Origin of the sequence: Pseudoalteromonas luteoviolacea NCIMB 1944, from assembly GCF_001625565.1 — a bacterium.
Taxonomy (GTDB): Bacteria; Pseudomonadota; Gammaproteobacteria; order Enterobacterales; family Alteromonadaceae; genus Pseudoalteromonas; species Pseudoalteromonas luteoviolacea_F.
Genome location: NZ_AUXS01000097.1, coordinates 330,805 through 350,639, shown reverse-complemented (window position 1 = coordinate 350,639; position 19,835 = coordinate 330,805). Strand labels below are relative to the sequence as shown.

The following is a 19,835-nucleotide window of genomic DNA, read 5'->3' as shown; positions in this document are numbered from 1 at the left end:
TGGATTGCGGGGCAAGCCCACAATGACAGCCTTGGCAGCTGTGACACTCCTTAAGCTGTGCCATTCCCATACGACAGGCCCTCACCTACACCAAAAACCGTTGCCATGAACCAGAGACCCCCCTCCTGACCCAAAGTTCGTCATCCTGAACTTGTTTCAGGATCCATGTTTGAATTACTATAGAAACTTAAGCGGCTTACACTTTTTAAACAGAGCTATTATTAGCCTGCATCAACTTAACTTCGGCACGAGTAGGAGCATCACCTAAGTGAAATGATTGAAGTGTAACCTCATCGCCGAAAACATCTTGAAGCAATGCCTGATATTGTGCAGCAGTGCGCTCAGGTGATACTGTGAATATCTCTTTTAGCTCGCTCCTTTTAATACCCCTTGCATCCGCCTGCGCCAACAAGTGCTGGCCCACATCTATATAGCCATTTTCGCCACGGCTCGCGACTACTTGACCACCCACACTGAAAATCTCGGTTTGAGGTGATTGCTCAAACAGAACTTTACTTCGATAGTATTTTTCTTGTTGCAACTGTTGATTAAGCTCTGACTGCTTTAAGCTATCTACTTGTTTTCTAACAAACTCGTTGTATGAATAGCCATGCATCTGTTCAAACAGTTGTGCATTTGAAGGTCCCTCACCTGCCTCAAAAAATTGCACCTTGGCACCATCTGGATACATTTCTTTCACTAGCCCCTTCACTTTTTCAGCATCAAACCCCGCTTTGCGGAAAATTTCTTCCGCTTTACTATCTGTGTAATACACACCGCCGTCTTGAGTCTGATAAGATACAACATTACCTTCGACATATATGATGGCATTCATTTCCTTTTTCTGGCCATTTGACTTGAAATAGTTTTCAGTCTCCTGCACTGACATGAAAGACTCTTTAATATCTGCTAGCCAGCTCACCTCATCTTTCGAAAGCTGTACGATATCCTTCTTCTCAAGCAGGTAAATAAGATTGGCCTTACCCCTGACATCGATACCTTTAGCAGAGTTCGCACCTGACTCATCTAGTTTAAATTCACCTTGAGTGGTTTGTGCTTTATTTGCAGTATTGGGTCGATAGCTATACTGCGTGCTGTTTGTATTTGAAACCTGCATTGTCATCTCCTTTTGATGTCTGCACTGTTAAATGGCTTATCACCGCCTCAAAGACTCCAAAATCAAGTAATAGAAACCAAACTTTAGTGCTCTTGTTATTGCACGAAGGCTGTAAAGTAAGGTGGTAACCTCTTATTTAGAAGTAATACTCAGCAATAACCGCACCATATTTTTAGTTTGAGGGTTAATTTAAAAAAGCAGGATTATTCTATGGCCCTTGGACAAGGGCCTATAATTGAACAAACATTGAAATTACATATTTATTAGCTTTTAAAACAAGGAGCTCCAGCACAAAAGCTTTATCTACGGCATTGAACAGCAGAATAAGCAAACCTAGCCCCTCAATAAAACCAAAAGCACATTATCATTTATTTAACAAACCACCATTTATATAAATTAAAATAGCCATATACCACAAATAATTTTGTTACAAATATTCTCTTGAACAAGATATTAAATAAATAATAAATTTCAAAATAAAAACAAGGAAATAAATTGCCAGTTACAAACCAAACTAACTATGAGTTTTATCCTTTCCCACTCTCTGAGTTTTGTATTCGATACTTATGTGGTGGTGATTCAATGCGCCAACTCAGACACGTGAGCCGTACCGAACTTTTACTAGCAAGATTAGGGCTTGATTACCCCGAAGGCGCTTTATTGGATATGAGGATTAACCGCTTCTCTCATGCAGTCGAGCTATTTTCAAATCTAGCGTTGTCAAAAAGCACATTATTGGAAGCGCATAGCACGCTAACTGGCACTGATACTCGTGGTTTTAGAAAAAATGAATCCTGGATTGGCCCAGATAAAGCGTCATCCAAATACCCCGAAGTCGCTTCTGTGAAAGAGATCGACCAAGCACTTTCATATTTGGTAGATGACCACAACTCAAGCAGTCATTTACAGCCATTGCAGCACGTATATTCATTTATGGAATTGCTATCCATACACCCATTTCAAGATGCAAATGGCCGAGTCGCCCGTGCTTTTCATATTGCACAAGAGCGTAAAATGGGGATACAGGTACCCGCCACACTTTATCGGTATAAACACGGCGAAAACGAATTATATATAGGTGAAGCTCATAACTTTAAAGCCTCCCCTAAAACCTATCTAACCAATACAGAATTTTGGCAACGTGCTTACGATTGGTCAGACTTTGCAACAGAAAAAATCCTAGAGTTAATAAAAAACGCAAAAAACATTCTCGATACCCAAACGTTATTAACTCCCTTGAATTCGGTAGATATCTCTATCATTAAACACCTTTGGCAACAGCCAATCACTACCCAAGCATATATATCTCAGACTTTAGATTTACCCATATATGATGTTGGTAAGTCTATCAATACGCTTGTTTCATATAATATTTTGCAACCAAGCCGTATAAAAAAGCGAACCTTGCAGCCTGTATATCACAATGTTGCACTGGTTAATTTGTACAAGAATGTTGAAAAACTACTTTTTAAGTAAAAAGGATATTATGAAAACATTAGGTAAAGCACTACTCGGTAGTGCAATTTTATTAGGTGGTGTGCAAGAGCACCCGACAGATGAGTTTTTAGATGACAATGAGAGCCTGATCAGTGCTGGATGGGGCTGGGGCATGAGTAAAAGCCACGCATCAACAACCGACTGCGACTCATCTGATGCAACTGGGGGATGCGAAGAGAATCAAGAAGCATATGATGCACATGCTCGAGAGTCTCTAGAAACGATTCACGATCGAATGACTGTATATGGGGATCCCGACGCCGCGCGCCGCCAAAACGAACTTGAGGTTATGATGGCACTCATGCGCACAATCGATACTGGGCCAGCCATTGATTATGACTCGTACGGCTCTCAAAATGAAGGCGAAGACCATGCTTCCGACGATAACTTGTGCGGTAACCCAATTGACTTTAGATGGGGTAAAAAAGTCGAAACGTTTACAGATTATACAGGTGGTGATTTTTCTCCCTTATCTATTCAACGTAGTTACGACAAAAGCGTTGACCGATATGGCATCACAGTAGGCATATTTGGTAAAAGGTGGAAATCTATACTTGATATGCATGTTGAGTTTACTCGGTTTAATACGGCGAAGCTTAATATGCCACATGCCAATAACTTTGGTGATGACTATCATATGGTCAAAGACAACACAGGTGGTTACTATTTCGATAGATCTCCTGATACCGTATATCTCGAAAAAATCGCCAGTGGATTTAAGCTCGAAATGTCGGATAACTTAACGGCCTACTTTAAATCGGACGGTCGCTTAGACAAGCTTGAATTTGAACACGGTCGTTCCCACCAGTTTCACTACTCTAATTCATCCAGATACTTTACAAAAATCACCCACTCTTCAGGCTCTAGTTTAACTTTTACTTGGAATAATGGCCGTGTAAACACGATTAAAGATGGACTGAATCAAACGTATCAATATAGTTATAACTCTATGGGTTTGCTCACCAAAGTGTCTTTTCCTGATGGCAATAACACAAGCTATCAATACGACAGTAATAAAGACCTGACAGGGGTTTTTTATAACAATAAACAATATGCATGGTTTAAATATGACAGCGGTATTGGCAAACATGCCGTTGAGTCGAGCCATTATGGCGGTATCGATAAGTACACATTTAGCTATACTAAAAACAACAAAGGGATAGACGGTGTTACCGTAACCAACCCGCTAGGTAGAAAGAGTGTCTATTCTATTGATAACCTTCACAAAAGTGGGACCCCAGTCGTAGAACTTGAAAACGGCTTGCCTACTTCAAATTGCGCAGCTTCTACTAAAAAATACTGGTATGACAATTCAGGGCATGTCTCAAAAGTAACTGATGAAGAGGGGATCACAACCGATTACCTTTATGACTACAAAACTGGCAAGCTAAAACGTAAAACACAAGCATATGGTACGAGCAATGCGTTTACAACTCACTACCTTTGGCATGCGGACTCAGGGTTAATTAAGGAAGAGAAAAACCCCAACTTCATCAAACAGTTTACTTATAACGACAAAAACCAAGTCCTAAAAGAAACATTCAGGACAACTGGATCTGATGGTGAGCCAATACGCTCCTATGAAATCAATAACTCTTACTCTTTTTATAGCAACGGTAATATTCGCCAAGTTCGATCAGTTAACGACAGCGGAGAAAGCGCAACGCAAAACTATAATTCTAAAGGACAACTAACCACAACAAACGATCAGTTTGGCACTGCGCACACATTCAACGCCTACGATGCCAATGGCCGATTGACCAAAGAAACATTGCCGTCGGGTCTGGTAAAAACCTATACCTATACACCTAGGGGAGATGTTAAATCAGTCAAAGAAACAGGTCCGGGTATTAACCGAATTACTCAATATAGCTACAATGAAAAGCGAAAGCTAACAAATGTGACCTTACCAAACGGCACTCAACGCACCTATTATTATGACCGTGCTTATCGTCTAATTGAAGAGCGTAACAGTGCGGACAATTCAACTATAAAATATACGCTGGACAATATGGGGAACGCCAAAACAGTGCGTTACTATAAAAACAGTACAGCCCCCTATCGCACTATTTACTATTCATATGATGAACTTGGTCGTTTAATATCTAAGACAGAAGGAAACAATAACAATCGATATAAATATGACAAAATTGACCGACTTGTTAGTTTTACCGAAGCTGACGGTCAGCAATATGTCTTAAGTTATGATGAATTTAGCAGGCCTTTACAAAGTGTAGATGTAACAAATACATCAATGACTTATGGATATGACACTGTCGGCCTCGACTACATTAGAGGTGCCAACAATCAACTCACCAGCTTCACTCTCAATGGCTTTGGTAAAGAGCTCAAAGAGTCTAGCCCTGATCGAGGCAATGTATCATACGAGTACTACAGTCCGAGTCAAAAACTCAAAAAGCTAATCACTGGACTCGGTACCATCAATATTCAATACAGCAAAATCAATCAAGGTGAAAAAGTAACCAAATCATTTATCGGAGGATCTGAGTCATACCAGTTAAATTCAAGAGAGCTGCCGACAAGTTATACCGATAAATCAGGCAATACAACCCTAACGTATAATGCTTTTGATCAATTGATTGAAATGCGCAAGGTCATAAATGGTGGAAGCAGAAATGCAATCTACACGACCAAATGGCAATATGACGCCTACGGCAGGCTCACTTCAATAACTTACCCAAATGGTAATAAAGCTAACTACACTTACAACGCTGCCGGTATATCTAGCATTACCGCAACAATAAATGGCCGCAGTATCCCAATTGCGAGCAACATCACAAAATTACCTAGCCTTGGCCTAAAATCGCTCACATATGGTAACGGCCTGACAAGAAATATGACTTACGCAAATGGTCAAGTTCGAAGTATAACGGTGCCGAATGTCCAATCTTTGACTTATACAAGCCAAAAGGGCGAAATCACACACATAGATAACCACATCAATTCAACAAATGATTGGACCTATACTTACTCGAAAGGCAGACTCACAGATATACTGAAAAACGGTCGACCTCACTCCTCCATCAGGTATGATCAATCTGGTAATCGAACCAGTGTGAACCACTCAGGTACTACTTTAGAAACATACCGTTATCAAAGTAGTTCAAATAGACTGTTAAGTCGCACAAAAGGGTCCAACACGGTTAGATATAGTTATGATGCGAATGGCAATATCAAGACGCAAAGTCTCAATTATATTAACCAAAACTCGTATCAATATGACATCCAAAGCCGCTTAACAGGTGTCAGCAACAAAGGGAATTATATCTATGATGCATATAGCATCAGAGCCATTAAGCAATCTTCGGGTGTAGAAACTCACTTTATTTACACACCAGAGTCAAGACTGCTGTCTGAGAATGGCAATGTAAACTATGTCTACCTATTTGGTATGCCTGTTGCGATGTTGAAAAATAATCAGGTTTACTATATTCACAATGACCACCTTGGCCGACCTGAAGTAGTTACAAATAGCGCAAAAAACATTGTATGGCGCGCCCATCTAGAGCCTTTCACTCGTACTGTTGTACACAGCACAATTGGCGAGTTTAACCTCGGTTTTCCTGGTCAATACTTGGATACGGAGTCTGGGCTTTGGTATAACATTAACCGATACTACGACCCGACAACGGGCCGATATATTCAATCTGATCCAATTGGTATGTCTGGTGGCATAAACACCTATGTGTACGTTGGTGGTAACCCTGTCAAATTTACCGATTTACTTGGGTTAAATCCAGATATCAACTTAGTACCAATGACACAAACTAAACATTGGCGAGCAATGTTCAGACATGTTGACAACAGTCCAAATGATTTCTCAATTGGTGCACATGGCAACCCCGGTCAAATAATTAATGAAATAGGTAAGCCTCTCACACCTGCACAGCTTCTTTCATTGATGAAATCGAAAGGATATGATGGTAAACAACCAATTAAACTATATGCTTGCGAAACAGGTAAAGGCGGTGATGCTTCTTTTGCACAGCAATTGGCCAACTTAGCTGGACAACCCGTAACGGCTCCCAACAACCTGTTCGAGATTTATCCTGATGGTTCGCATGGCGTGGCAAACGGTGGCTCATGGGTAACGTTAAATCCAAATAAAGGTCAATAATGCGTAATATTGCTTTAATTATTGTGGGCCCCACTGTGTCACTTGCAACCTTTGCACAGGAGCTAACTACTGAGTTGGCGCTTAGCGAAGCGTTTAGTATTTCAGCTACCAAACTTGAGGCAAAATATAATTCTGTTTGCTCTATTGTTGAGATTGACTCCCCTTTGCATTTAAAGCGACATCAAGCTTATTCTGAGCTAACGGTCACAGCTGAAATGTACCAAAGTGATGGAACCTTGATATCATCGACGTATTTAGACACCCAAATTGAAAGAAACAAATATGTGTCTTTGGGGTGTTTACCTATCCATACTAAATACAGAGTTAAGATTAACTTCGACTACAGCCAAAAAGGTGTCTTGTATGGTAGAACACAGTCTTTGAGCATAACAAATTTAAGCAATTATTTGGGTACACAGAAAGCCCCTTAGGGCTTTCTATCTATTTCTCTTATTAGGCTTTCTTGTTTAGTAAGAGAAATATTTCTTACTGCTACTATGATATGCTACTGGCATCACCTACCCGTTTTGCATTCAAGGACCATTCATGACTATCGAAAGCTATATTGCCCTCTTCTTTGCCATGTTCATTGTTGGCATTATTCCCGGCCCTGCCGTTATCGCAATAACAACAGCCTCAATGACTGGAGGATTCCGTCGTGGTGCAGCGATAACCGTAGGACTCGTTTTCGCTGACTATGTATTTATTTTATTGGCGGTTTCTGGTTTGGCATATATCGCAGAGTCAATGGGGAACGCTTTTGCGATTATAAAATATCTTTGTGCGGGCTATTTAATTTGGATGGGCGTCAACTTATTTTTCTCAAAACCTTCACTGGCAGAGCAAACCGTTCCTAACAATAAGCACCATATGGACATATTAACTGGCTTTTTGCTTACAATGAGCAATCCAAAAGCCATTATTTTTTATGTTGCACTGTTTCCGGCATTTGTCGATTTTAAGACCATTTCCACAGCAGATATTTTAGGTATTTTTGCCTGCGCAACCTTAGCATTTGGCTCTGTTAACTTAGGTTATTCGTATGTCTCGGCCAAAGCCAAAAAGCTGGTCTCAAACTCAAAACGTTTGAACATATTTAACAAATTAGCAGGTAGTTTACTGTCCGCCTCAGGCGTGACGATTGCCACCAGAACATAAACAGGATTAGTTAAGGTCGCCAACATGGAACTGTTGCTAGGCATAATCGCATTCACGACGTCACTGATAGCTGCAATCATTGGCTTTGGTGGCGGAATGCTCCTTATCGCAGTGCTTCCCATGTTTTTAAGTCCCGCTTTAATCATCCCCATTCATGGTATTACACAGATAGCCAGCAACACATCAAGAGCGCTGTTTTCGATTTCTTATGTGAAGTGGTCACTATTGCCTGCATTCTTCATTGGGTCAGTCATTGGGACTTTGCTATTTGGTTTGGTTCTATACAACTTACCTACGACTTATATCCCTGCGGCAATTGGCCTCTACTTGTTGCTCAACATTTGGTACAAGCCATTTGCAAACTACGTTAGCCAATTCGAAAACTATTATGTCATCGGCGTGCTGCAAACTGGCTTAGGTTTATTGGTAGGTGCCACCGGGCCTTTGTCTCTTTCTGTACTTACTAAACAGCTCAAATGTAAAGATGAAATCATCGCCACCAGTGCTGTCTTTATGACTCTCAGCCATTTGGCAAAAGTGCCTGTTTTTGCAATGCTTTCGTCAACACTTTTACAAAGTGGCTCACTCATCTTATACATGGTTCTTGGATCCATTGCGGGGTCATACTGTGGCAGCAAACTGCGACTCTCTAGTAATAACGCAAAGCTCATTTGGGTTATCAAGCTCACGCTGACAGCACTTGCGATAAAAATGTTGGTTTCATTATTCATATCACAGCCTTAACAGTTTTGTAATGGCAGATAAAGCTGATTGAGCGCCTATTTAATTATAATACAAATGTAGCGGCTACATGTGTCCACACTCAATCCATAATCTTACGATACACTTAAGATGTTTTAGACAAGATAGAGAAATAACATGCGCTTGATCCCATTTGCTCTTGCTGGTTTGGTTACTTTGACCGGGTGCCAATTTAGCGATAACGACACCCCGGAAATCACCGTTGTAACACCTACACCAGAGATTAAAAGTAATTTAGAAATAACTGATATTTCAACTGGTCCTTTGGATACTTTGGAACCAAATGACACTGTGAAAACATACTACACAGTCGATGTGACGGGTTTTAATAACGTCGATGTCGAAGTTCATTTTTATCTAATGCACTCAGATGAACTAGATATTCAAAACGACCAAGAAACAGCCATTGAAGATATTCAGCAAATTGCAGTTGTCGAGTTAACGGGGCTTGCGCAAGGTGCTTCTGAACATGAGATTGAACTAACCCTGCCCAATTCACTGGAAGGTGGCAACTATCACATCTTGGCGCAAATTGATCCCCATGACCTGCATGTCGAAGACGTTGAAGAAGACAACCACCCTTCTGTCGATCATGACCCTCACTTGGAAGGTAATTTCCCACACGCTGACATTGTGGTACGAGAGCAAGCTGGCCACGACTACAAACTTCTAGGTGCAGAATTCGGTCAAGCTGCATTGATCCTAGATACACCAAATTCCGATAATGGCGCAAGTGAGCACCACACCGATTTGATTGGTTACTTCGAAGCGGACTATGAGGGTGCAAATTTAGGCCTATCCCACATAAAAGCAGAAGTAATGGTCGCTGGTAACTGGGTTAGCACACACTTTTGGGACGCGACGGCTGGCAAATATACAGACACACTTGCTCATGAATTTACTGCTGAACTGCACAACGAGCATATCGGTTTTGATATCGCTCTAGAAGCTGACCTGTTACAAAGCTTGCATGATAACTATAATGCAGACGTCGATAACACACTTGAAATGCGCTTTACATTAATTGATGCGGCACAAGATGCAGAGACCAATACTGACAACAACCAAATTCTGACATCAATACCGCTATACTTCTTCGAACAAGAAGATGCAACCGATGAACCTGCTAGTCGCTTGGCAAGACAAGACTTTACTGAACAAGCGGTTGCACCTGCTGCCGTTGGCCTTGCCAATATCAATTTCCAAAGCGAATTTGACAAATCATACGGAGACAAATCTAAATTTAGTGTTGGTGTAGACTTACAGGGCCAATTATTCATAGTACCAACAGGCGATCCAGGTGGCCGTATTACCGGTGAAGGTACAGTTGAAGCCTATTTTTTCAGAGCTAAAAACACCCTTTTTAGTATTTCGTATAACGGCAGTGCATACATCAGTGGCCAAAATACGGGCTATGAGTCTGAGATGATCATTTTTAACAATGTGGTTTTTGAAGATGAAAAGTTCACAGCCAAGTATGAAAAGTCTTGGGAAAAGAAATGGGAAGAAGACAAAACGCTTGCCCAAGCGACATTTACCGTCGGCCCAATTCCTATCAAGGTTGAAGCTGGCGTCACTGGTAATTTAGGGTTTGAGCTGACTGTCGGCTATAACGCTGAGCTATACGCTGAAGGTGACTTATTCCACGTAGATTTCGGTGCATTTGGTCGTGGTGGCGTTAACCTACTGGTTGCTTCAGCAGGTGTACAAGCAATTTTGACTTTAATCGACAATACTTTTGCCATGGAATCAAATGCTGGTTTTGCGTTACTTACAAACAACAGCAGCAACCCGCATATCTATTACGGCATTGAACTGAAAAATGATCTAGATGTGATCTCAGGAAAATTCGGCTTATACGCAGAAACGTATGGCGTCAAATGGTGTAAAAAATGGGGGATCCCATACCCATGTGGTAAGAAAACATCGCGCTATGATCTGTGGCTGTATCAAACCAAAAGTGTGTTTGATAAATCTTGGACAATTTACTCCAAAGAAGGTGAAATTAACCTATGATCACGCTTAGTAAAGCGACATTAGCCAGTGCACTTTGTGCACTGGCTGTTTCAGGTACTGCAAATGCGGATTGCTCTGCACAGTATCAGTTTGCAATCGATACACGAACGACATTTAATTACGACCAAGTGAGTCAACAAGGTCAGCAAACCCAATTGAAGCTCAGTGGCTTCATTTCCATAAAGGCTGTCCAACATAACGATGAGTCTGGTTGGTGGGCTATAAAAGCCGACAATGTAACCGCAGGACAAGGCCAATTTGCTTCTGAGTTGGCCAGTTATACCCTACCTTTTGCTTTTAGACTTGCATCGAATGGACTTATCAGTGACTTCTGGTTTCCTACGCAGCTAAATCAACAAAATCTAGAACAGCTGAAGGGACTGGCATACTACTTCCAGTTCCAGCGAGTCAGAAGTGAATTACACCAGCAAGAGCAAGATACATTGGGTAAGTATACGGTATCTTATCAGTTTAAAGATTCGAGCATTCAATTAAACAAACACGCTTACCTCTTGCGCGATGCCGAACAAACAGCATTGCAAACGGTTCAAGTTGCATCCTCAGGCCATACTATTACCCCTAATGCATGCTTTTTCGAATCACGTAAAGGCCAAGAAACGCTGCTGTTTTCTGGCAAAGGGCAGAGTTTAAACTTAAAAACCAAGCAACAATACCAAATTGGACCCACAACAACTGCATTCCCTTCTGCCCTTTTTTCGCTTCCAGCGACTTTAGACAATTGGCCAAATACAAATAAACCACTGAGCTCAGAAGCGCTAAAACAACTTAAAATATCGCTCCACAATTTGGTTAAAAAGCCCGATTTAACCGACACTTCAGCCTATGATTTGGCAAAACAGTTAGTACAATTTGATGCCGTAATAAGTTCTTTAGAAGGTGTCTTTTTACAACAAGCGCTCTCTGATGAAGCGCAAATGCGTCTGTTTAATGCGTTAGGCCAACTTGATAGTGCCAATAGCCAACTATTACTGGGTAATTTACTTATCAAGGCAGACAAAGATCCACTGATGCAATTTCGTGCCCTGCGAGCACTATCTCAAGGCCACCAGCCACTGAGTCCTCAATTAAGCACATTGCTAGTGACACAAATAGAAAATGGCTTTAGCAGTTTAGACTCCGAAGTAACCAGCAGTTTCTACATGACGATAGGCGCTATGTTGCATAGCCGTGAGCCCAACTTGCAATCATCTCAATTGCATGACGCACTATCAGAGCAGTTGTCACTGGTCAGCGAGAACACGACTAAATCCGCACTGGTAACGGCCCTTGGCAATAGTCGCGACGAACGACATTTTGAACAAATTGACAGCTACCTTGACTATCACAATAACAGTGTTCAAAAGGCATCTATACGCGCACTTGGCATGATGCAAACACAGCGCGCATACAACAGCTTAGAGAAGCAGCTAGCTAAACCAGTTCATCAGAACCAAGTCGCATTGCTAAAAGCCCTGTCTCACTATCAACTGCAACCCGCTGCCAGTGATGCCGTTTTAGCCATCGCCGTCAACAACCCCACCGCAGAAAACCGATTCGCAGCAATCCAAGCACTTGCTAATCAACAGCATCAAGATGGTATAAAAGCAACATTGAAATCGGCTTTAAAACAAGAAACGTCGAAACGAAACTTTAAAGCCATCATTGAGCTACTACACAGCAACAAACAACAAACCCCTTGATCTTTTTGTGTTGGCTTCGTCTAACTTTGTGTTAGTCGAAGCCGCACAGTGTGCTGTTAGCTGTTGCGGATCATTTAGATTCTGTTAGTAGAGGGCTACTATGGCACTTCATTCGATCATCCCCATTATTCGCAGCTTTGATGAAAATGCTGCACACGCTTTTTACCTTGAATTTTTGGGGTTCAAGTTAGACTGGAAACACCAGTTTGAAGCTGATTTACCCGTATACATGCAAATTTCCAAAGACAGCTGCATATTGCATATTTCAGAACACTATGGCGATGCGTCACCTGGGGTAAGCATTCGCATTGAATGCGACGATCTTAAGTCCTACCATACACAGTTAATCGCCAAACAATTCAAACATGCAAGACCTGGAATTAGCGAGCAGCCCTGGGGGATAGAAATGGCTATTTCAGATCCGTTTGGCAATAAGCTTATATTTTTCCAGTCGAACTAAAACAGGTAAGGCACCAACAGCACAAACAATAACTATAGCTTTGACTAGTCCTTCATTTGCTCTATCGCAACAATCTCAGAGCGGTTCATGGTCAGTTTGTAACGCTCCAGTTGTATGTCTTCGCCTGATTTAAAACGCATTACAAGATTTATTTGATATCTGCGCTCTACCGAGTTTTTAGAAACTTTGTGGCCCTCTAGACTGTATAACTTCCCAGCCCCTTTTTTAAGGTAGCGAGCGAACGAACTCATATTAAACGTTATACGTTGCTGTACCTCTTCATATCCAGGTAGAAACTCATCTATTTGCACCGAATTCTTACAGCTAAAGTGCAACAAATTGGCTTCTTGTCGATTTTGTCGACCACGCTTTTTGAGAAGTATATCAACGTCTTCCGGAATGTCTTTTTTCTTAATATGCTCTAGCCAAATCGTTTGGGTGCAAATTGTTTCATCATTGACTGAGTTTTTGAACTTGTTGCGCCATTTGGGCCGGCCTTTTTGCACCTTACGCCACGCCCACTGCGTTAAATCATCTTTAAACGTTTCTCTTAGACCATAGATCACACCGAGAAGCGCAATTAAAGCTACGGTAATTTCCTCAAAGTTTGAGCGTGCATTGAGTACCAAATACATCACAAACGCCATAATAACCGCAGTAACAGCCCCTCGAGCAAGGCGCTTTAGATTTGCCCCCAGATTAACCGTTTCTTTGTTGAAAACCACACCATACTCTATCAGTCTTTCAAGTAAGCGCATTTTATTGGTAATGCGATTGGGATCCTCAAGTGTAACTTGCGAGTTATAACTGTGTTTTTCTCGATAGCGGTTTTCTTGTTTACAAAAATCAATAACATCACCGCGCTCTTTACTGAAATCACTTGATTTAGGGCCTCTGGCAAGTAACTTCAAAAAGGCTTGCTCGGTATGCCAACTTAAATAGTTATCAGCATTTTGAAAATAAGATTTAAGCCGGTTGTCCGGTGGTGTATAACGGCGCAACTTCACTAGCAGCTTTGATGTTTGCTCCACAAGCTCTATCGCTGCAGGGTAAAACTCTTCCGCTTGTTTAAGTTTAAGGGTTTGTTTTACGTCGGCATCCAGTGCAATCCTGATCTGATAGCAAAATAAGTTTAAGTTGACGCGATAATCACTTTTTTGCCCTTTGCTTTGACTGATAAAACGACTTCGAACTAATGGCAAATGCAATTGCTCAGAGTAATAGGCGCTATGGCATTTTATGTTTGCATTGAAGTAGTCTACTTCATTGAGTGTATTAGCATTGATCCCCATATCAACCGGGATGGAAAAGTATAGGTCAAGTTGATTTGTCTCTTTTGGTAGGAGCTGATAATTGATTTTAAATGATAGGCTTTCGTCTTGGCTTAGTTTTGCGGTGCTCACTCGAATAATTTACCTCCTCTTTCTAACACCCCGTAAGTATAACACAAATCCTTTGCTAACATCGGCTTAAGCCATTAAAAGTAAAGTGAACAAGACGAAAATTCACTATGCTTCATTTCCCTAAAAAAGGATAATATGGGTTTTTAGCAGGAGTTTGCGTTATGGCAAATATACAACCAGAAAGTGTTGAGCGCTTTATTAGTCGTGTAACTGAGCAAGGGGAATCGGTAGAGTTTGAGCAGACCATTTCACTCATCGACACCCATTTTGAATTTACGCCAACAAGTTTTACAAACGGTGAGCAAGAAAATGAAGCAGGAACCAACCTTGGCTCTTGTAAAATTTTAGCATTCGCCAAATTACATGGTTTATCAGAGCAAGCCACATTGCATTGCTTTGGACGTTATTACCGCCAAGATGTGTTGCAAAACACTGATGGTAATGACCATGCAAACATTCGCAACTTTATGAAGTTTGGTTGGAAGCGAGTTTCTTTTTTTGAATTTCCATTATCTAAAAAATATTAGAAACCAATAACGACAATGCAATATGGTAGTAACCACAAAGCCGACTTACTGCCATAGTTTTAAACCTGTTGAGTGATTTTTACCGACTAAATTGGGTTTAATGCAGTTTAGGTAACGGCCTCTAAATAGATTAAATTTGCCATTGCCTCTTCATTGGAACTCCCACACGTTTCCTTATCAGCTTTAAAATCACTACAAACTTTAGGACGTTCAGGTTGCCCAAAAATAGAGCATAAGTTGTTGTCATTTAAGTATTCACAGCGGATATTAGCAGCCTTTTCTAACGAGCTGATGCTCGGGGCTATACAGCACGCACCACAACCTAATCTACAGTCCATTTTGAACCAACCATCAAAAAGCCTTCATTATACTCTGCGTATAATACGATGTATGTATCTCAACTCAAAAAAATGTACAATTTTTTGCAATTGTAACTGCGTTATTTATATCGCAATGCTTTGTTACATATTGAGCACAGATCAAAACACCTTGAAATAACTATTGACGTATTATTCTAACTAACCGATGCGTTCACGGTCAGTGCCTACGTATCTAATTTGTCAATTCAGGAAGGAATTAACATCGTGGCTAGTAAAAAACAAATTATCTTACCTGGTGTGGTACTACTTGGCGGCATTGCAAGCGCAATTGCATTTTCGTCAATGAAGACCCCTCCAGCTGAAAAACCTAAAAAAGTTATCCACCCGCTGGTTGAAGTAACCCCCATTAATGTTGCCCCCATAGAAATGTCTGTTAATTCTTATGGCATTGTAAAACCTAAATACAGCACCCAATTAGTCGCTCAGGTTAGTGGTCAAATCATTGAACTTTCCGAACAATTTGTTAAAGGAGGGTTTGTCAAAAAAGGGGAAGTGCTAGCGCGTATTGACCCAAATGATTACGAAGCAGCACTAATCGATGCCGAAGCGACACTCGCTCAAGCGAGTTCAGCATTAGAAATCGAACAAGCACAAGCGCATGTTGCAAAAACCGAGTGGGAACGTATAAAAAGTAACGCAAACTCTACAATACCGTCTGAACTATATCTTAGAAAACCGCAATTGGCCGAAAAGCTTGCTCGATTCAAAGCTGCTCAAGCAAGTGTAAAACGAGCCAAAAGAAATTTAGAACGCACTTATGTAAAAGCTCCTTATGATGCAATTATCGAAAACCGAGCATTAAGCTTGGGGAGTGTGGTCAATTTAGGTAGCTCAGTGGGCGTATTGAACGCAATTTCGGTAGCTGAGGTCCGCTTGCCCGTAGCTGACAATGAGCTGCAACACCTCAATGAAAACGGCCTAAATGCGGATGTGACGCTGACCGCTAAAGTAGCGGGCCAAGACGTAAGTTGGAAAGGTAAAATTGTCCGTAGTGAAGGTGTTATTGATAACCGAAGTCGCATGACTTATCTGGTTGCTCAGGTAGAACGCCCTTACGATAATGCACAAGCACCACTGCGATTTGGCGCATATTTAAATGCCCAGATCAAAGGTAAATTACTAACCAATGCTGTAGAGATCCCTCATCATTTAGTACGCGATGGACAAGTCGCCATTCTTAATCAAGATCGTACTTTATCATTCAAGAAACTCAATGTTGTTAGAGAGTACGACGGTCTCATTGTAGCCAACCGGGGACTTGAAACGGGTCAACAACTGATCACTTCCTCGTTAGAGTTTCCTACAGAGGGCATGCAGCTAAGCCTTGATGATAGCCAAGTTGCATCACCATCTACTGCCCTTGCATTAAAAGAGGAGTAATGGCCAATGGAGACACAAGAAAAAGGCTTAATAGCTTGGTTTGCACGCAACCCTGTTGCGGCAAACTTACTGATGATTTTTATCCTAGTAGGTGGGTTATTAACTGCATTTACAATTCAAAAACAACTTTTTCCGCAAGGTAAAAACTACTGGCTAAGTATTCAAGCAGTCTACCCAGGCGCTGCCCCACAAGAAGTGGAGGAAGGGATTACCATCAAAGTTGAAGAGTCGATGGAAGGCCTGGAAGGGATAAAACGACTGATAACCTACTCAAATAGAGGCTTCTCTCAAACTTGGATTGAAGTAGACCATCAGTACGAACCAAAAGAAGTACTAGATGAAGTCAAAATGCAAGTTGATGCAATCTCAACGTTTCCTGCAGGTATGGAACGCCCAGTTATTCGCAATGAGAAAAATGAACAAGAAGTCATGTTACTTACTTTGAATGGTGACATGAGCTTTCAGGAGCTAAAACGCCTTGGTAACAATTTACACGATGAAATGCTGGCTTTACCCGGCGTCAACTTGATCTCATTTAACAGCGGCCTTGATTATGAAATCGGCATCGAAGTAAGCCCTGATAAATTGCGTGAATATGGTCTGACTTTTAGAAATATTGCTGATGCCGTACGTAATTACTCAGCAAATATGTCTGCCGGCCAGATCCGCTCGGATAATGGCTACATATCAATGCGAGTGGAAAACCAAGCCTATCGCGGACATGATTTCGAGCAGCTGCCGTTGATTACATTAGAAGATGGCGCCCAAATTAGATTAGGTGACGTCGCTACGGTATCTGATGGCTTTGAAGAAGGCTTGATGTACTCTCTCTATAATGGCAAAAACTCTCTTATTTATGAAGTGCGCGCGTCGAAAGATCAAGATATCACCAACATCGCTGGCATCATTAAAAACTACCTTCAAGAAAAGCAGGGACAATTACCTCAAGGCGTTAAATTAGAACCATTTTTAGACTTTACCTACTACCTAGAAGGTCGCCTCAACATGATGATTGAAAACATGATCATTGGTGGCGCACTGGTTATGCTTATGCTAGCGCTATTTTTGAGAATTCGCTTGGCGTTTTGGGTCATGATGGGCTTACCTGTTTCTTTCTTAGGGGCTTTTTTACTTATGCCTGCTGGGTCCGTTGACATTACTATTAATCTGGCTTCTTTGTTTGCCTTCATTCTCGTACTGGGTATTGTGGTAGATGATGCGATTGTAGTAGGTGAATCCGCGCATGCTGAAATAGAAAAACACGGCCATAGCTTGAACAATGTCGTGCGTGGCGTTAAACGAGTTGCAGTCCCAGCGACTTTTGGTGTATTGACCACCATAGCTGCATTTTTCCCACAAACACTCTCTACTGGACCTGAAGCCGCGTTTTCTAAAGCAATTGGTGGCGTCATCATCCTGTGTTTAATCTTTTCACTGATTGAATCAAAGCTCATTTTACCTGCTCACCTTGCAGCGATGAAAGACAAGCCGAGTAACCCTAACAATCCATTCCACCGCTTGCGTGAAGCATTAGACAACGGCCTAAAACACTTCATTGAAAACATCTACAGACCCTGTATCGAAAAGTGCATTCATTACCGCTATACAGTGATTGTCGGTTTTGTGTGTATTTTAATTGTCAGTGCTGGTCTGTTTATGGGTGGCTTTATCAAATTTGTCGCTAACCCGAAAATTCCTCATGACTTTCCGAGCGTTCAAGTTGAGATGAACCTGTCGTCTTCAGAAACTGCGACACTTGAAACAATCAATAAGATTGAAACCATGTTGAATCAGGTTGAACATCAAATTGAAGAAGAATACGACCAAGTGATGGTTAAAAACTTCGCCGTTAACATGAATGGTAGAACCAATGCGACGATTCGTGCGGTATTAGTTGAGCCCCATTTACGCCCCATAGATACATTTGAGTTAAGTGCCATGTGGCGTGAAAACATGCCGCCGTTACCGGGCGTCAAGAGCTTAACTATTCAAGATAGTATTTCTGACGGTGGTCGTGATGACGGAGACATTAGCTTCCGCTTAGAAGGTAAAAACAAAGACACCTTAAAAGAAGTTGCACAAAAGCTAAAAGACAAACTCAGAACAATCGAAGGTGTCGGTGACGTGAATGACTCAATGCAATCTGCAACCGATGAAATTCAGCTTGAATTAAAGCCGCTTGCTTACAGCATGGGTTTAACACTTGCCGATGTAGCTTCTCAGGTTAACTTTAGCTACTACGGTATCGAAGCACAGCGCATACTCAGAAATGGTGAAGAGATCAAAGTGATGGTCCGCTACCCTGAAGCACAGCGTGATGCCATTAGCGACATTCAAGATGTACGTATCATTTCGCCTGCCGGTGCTGAGATACCACTGATCGAAGTTGCTGACATTAAACGCGTTGAAGGCGTAAGCAGTATTCGCCGTGAAAACTCTAAACGTACGGTCAGTGTGTGGGCGTCAATCGATACCGATAAAGCTGAGCCATTTAAAATTGCGGAGCAAATTAACGAAGAATACTTACCTAGCCTGCTTGAAAGTTACCCGGGTGTAACAGGTAATATTGCTGGTCGTATTCAAGAAGAAATGGATAGCGTTGCAGAGCAATTTAGAGACTTTGCCATCTCAATGATGATCATCTTTGCATTACTTGCAATTCCACTTCGTTCATATTCACAACCTCTATTGATTATGTCTGTGATCCCATTTGGTGTAGTGGGTGCTGTATTTGGCCATATGGTACTTGGTATGACAATGAGTGGGCTTTCAATGTTTGGCATCATTGCTGTTGCCGGTGTTGTAGTGAATGATTCACTGGTAATGGTCGACTTTGTCAACAAAGCGCGTGAACAAGGCATGAGTATCAAAGAGGCTGTGGTTGAAGCAGGATGCCGTCGTTTCAGAGCTATCCTGCTAACGTCTCTAACAACCTTTATCGGTTTAGTGCCGATTATCATGGAGACTAGCTTGCAGGCACAAATCGTTATTCCAATGGCAGTATCATTGGCGTTCGGTGTGTTATTTGCCACTGTCATTACCTTGTTGTTAATTCCTTGCCAATACGTGATGTTAGAGGACATTAAACAACTAGTGCGAAGAGTATTAGGTAAGACCAAAACGGAGCAACCACAAGTACAATCTAATATAAACTAACCCCCTTCCCTTCCTGAACGAGCCCGGCCGAAAGGCCGGCTCTTACACTTAATTACAATCTCTAAACACTTCTCAACCTAGCTATTCAGTTTTCATTCAATTCGCTGGCCCTATCTTGCATATGGTTAATATTTAGATAGT

Annotated in this window: 14 protein-coding genes; 11 read left to right on the top strand and 3 right to left on the bottom strand. The window is 41.5% G+C overall.

The genetic code is table 11. The features are described 5' to 3' along the window. Positions 1-205: 205 nt before the first annotated feature. Positions 206-1,117 (bottom strand): hypothetical protein, encoded by a 912-nt coding sequence (locus N483_RS26460; RefSeq protein ID WP_023400569.1) that lies wholly within the window; start codon positions 1,115-1,117, stop codon positions 206-208. Positions 1,118-1,612: 495 nt separating this feature from the next. On the opposite strand from N483_RS26460, the gene N483_RS26455 reads away from it, so the two are divergent. The 8 genes from N483_RS26455 to N483_RS26420 all read left to right on the top strand — a co-directional run bounded on the left by N483_RS26455 (position 1,613) and on the right by N483_RS26420 (position 12,848). Next, positions 1,613-2,593: a Fic family protein gene (locus N483_RS26455; protein WP_023400568.1), complete on the top strand. Its 981-nt coding sequence runs from the start codon at positions 1,613-1,615 to the stop codon at positions 2,591-2,593. A gap of 10 nt (positions 2,594-2,603) precedes the next feature. Then, positions 2,604-6,752, top strand: coding sequence for an RHS repeat-associated core domain-containing protein (locus N483_RS26450; protein WP_023400567.1), 4,149 nt, complete (start codon positions 2,604-2,606; stop codon positions 6,750-6,752). Beyond that, positions 6,752-7,183 carry a hypothetical protein gene (locus N483_RS26445; protein WP_023400566.1) on the top strand — a complete coding sequence of 144 codons (432 nt, stop codon included), beginning with the start codon at positions 6,752-6,754 and terminating at the stop codon, positions 7,181-7,183. The genes N483_RS26450 and N483_RS26445 overlap by 1 nt, the downstream gene beginning before the upstream one ends. A 115-nt stretch (positions 7,184-7,298) precedes the next feature. Next, positions 7,299-7,910, top strand: a complete 612-nt coding sequence (locus N483_RS26440; RefSeq protein ID WP_023400565.1) for a LysE family translocator — start codon at positions 7,299-7,301, stop codon at positions 7,908-7,910. 24 nt (positions 7,911-7,934) lie between these two features. After that, positions 7,935-8,654 (top strand): sulfite exporter TauE/SafE family protein, encoded by a 720-nt coding sequence (locus tag N483_RS26435; protein WP_023400564.1) that lies wholly within the window; start codon positions 7,935-7,937, stop codon positions 8,652-8,654. Positions 8,655-8,789: 135 nt separating this feature from the next. Then, positions 8,790-10,688, top strand: coding sequence for a hypothetical protein (locus N483_RS26430; RefSeq protein ID WP_023400563.1), 1,899 nt, complete (start codon positions 8,790-8,792; stop codon positions 10,686-10,688). After that, positions 10,685-12,388 carry a HEAT repeat domain-containing protein gene (locus tag N483_RS26425; RefSeq protein ID WP_023400562.1) on the top strand — a complete coding sequence of 568 codons (1,704 nt, stop codon included), beginning with the start codon at positions 10,685-10,687 and terminating at the stop codon, positions 12,386-12,388. Before N483_RS26430 ends, N483_RS26425 begins: the two co-directional genes overlap by 4 nt. Before the next feature lie 100 nt (positions 12,389-12,488). Further along, a complete protein-coding gene (locus N483_RS26420; RefSeq protein WP_023400561.1) occupies positions 12,489-12,848 on the top strand; it encodes a glyoxalase superfamily protein in 360 nt (119 codons plus the stop codon). 44 nt (positions 12,849-12,892) lie between these two features. On the opposite strand, the gene N483_RS26415 is transcribed toward N483_RS26420, so the two are convergent. Next, positions 12,893-14,251: a hypothetical protein gene (locus N483_RS26415; RefSeq protein ID WP_023400560.1), complete on the bottom strand. Its 1,359-nt coding sequence runs from the start codon at positions 14,249-14,251 to the stop codon at positions 12,893-12,895. Between the two features lie 161 nt (positions 14,252-14,412). On the opposite strand from N483_RS26415, the gene N483_RS26410 reads away from it, so the two are divergent. Next, entirely contained in the window at positions 14,413-14,778 is a 366-nt protein-coding gene (locus N483_RS26410; RefSeq protein WP_023400559.1) for a HopJ type III effector protein, read from the top strand. Between the two features lie 107 nt (positions 14,779-14,885). Here the strand turns inward: N483_RS26410 and N483_RS27565 are convergent, their stop codons facing one another. Then, positions 14,886-15,116, bottom strand: a complete 231-nt coding sequence (locus tag N483_RS27565) for a hypothetical protein (RefSeq protein ID WP_023400558.1) — start codon at positions 15,114-15,116, stop codon at positions 14,886-14,888. A gap of 246 nt (positions 15,117-15,362) precedes the next feature. Here N483_RS27565 and N483_RS26400 point away from each other — a divergent pair, with 246 nt between their 5' ends. Together N483_RS26400 and N483_RS26395 are read left to right on the top strand one after the other, a co-directional pair. Further along, positions 15,363-16,538 (top strand): efflux RND transporter periplasmic adaptor subunit, encoded by a 1,176-nt coding sequence (locus tag N483_RS26400; RefSeq protein ID WP_023400557.1) that lies wholly within the window; start codon positions 15,363-15,365, stop codon positions 16,536-16,538. A 6-nt stretch (positions 16,539-16,544) separates the two neighbouring features. Next, on the top strand, positions 16,545-19,694 hold the full coding sequence (locus tag N483_RS26395; protein WP_023400556.1) for an efflux RND transporter permease subunit: 3,150 nt from the start codon (positions 16,545-16,547) through the stop codon (positions 19,692-19,694). The last annotated feature ends 141 nt before the right edge of the window (positions 19,695-19,835 follow it).

What these genes read in the sequence shown, in the direction of transcription:
- N483_RS26445 (WP_023400566.1), top strand. Translation starts at nt 6,752, where the DNA reads ATGCGTAATATTGCTTTAATTATTGTGGGCCCCACTGTGTCACTTGCA.
- N483_RS26460 (WP_023400569.1), bottom strand. Translation starts at nt 1,117, where the DNA reads ATGCAGGTTTCAAATACAAACAGCACGCAGTATAGCTATCGACCCAAT.
- N483_RS26425 (WP_023400562.1), top strand. Translation starts at nt 10,685, where the DNA reads ATGATCACGCTTAGTAAAGCGACATTAGCCAGTGCACTTTGTGCACTG.
- N483_RS26435 (WP_023400564.1), top strand. Translation starts at nt 7,935, where the DNA reads ATGGAACTGTTGCTAGGCATAATCGCATTCACGACGTCACTGATAGCT.
- N483_RS27565 (WP_023400558.1), bottom strand. Translation starts at nt 15,116, where the DNA reads ATGGACTGTAGATTAGGTTGTGGTGCGTGCTGTATAGCCCCGAGCATC.
- N483_RS26430 (WP_023400563.1), top strand. Translation starts at nt 8,790, where the DNA reads ATGCGCTTGATCCCATTTGCTCTTGCTGGTTTGGTTACTTTGACCGGG.
- N483_RS26395 (WP_023400556.1), top strand. Translation starts at nt 16,545, where the DNA reads ATGGAGACACAAGAAAAAGGCTTAATAGCTTGGTTTGCACGCAACCCT.
- N483_RS26450 (WP_023400567.1), top strand. Translation starts at nt 2,604, where the DNA reads ATGAAAACATTAGGTAAAGCACTACTCGGTAGTGCAATTTTATTAGGT.
- N483_RS26440 (WP_023400565.1), top strand. Translation starts at nt 7,299, where the DNA reads ATGACTATCGAAAGCTATATTGCCCTCTTCTTTGCCATGTTCATTGTT.
- N483_RS26410 (WP_023400559.1), top strand. Translation starts at nt 14,413, where the DNA reads ATGGCAAATATACAACCAGAAAGTGTTGAGCGCTTTATTAGTCGTGTA.
- N483_RS26420 (WP_023400561.1), top strand. Translation starts at nt 12,489, where the DNA reads ATGGCACTTCATTCGATCATCCCCATTATTCGCAGCTTTGATGAAAAT.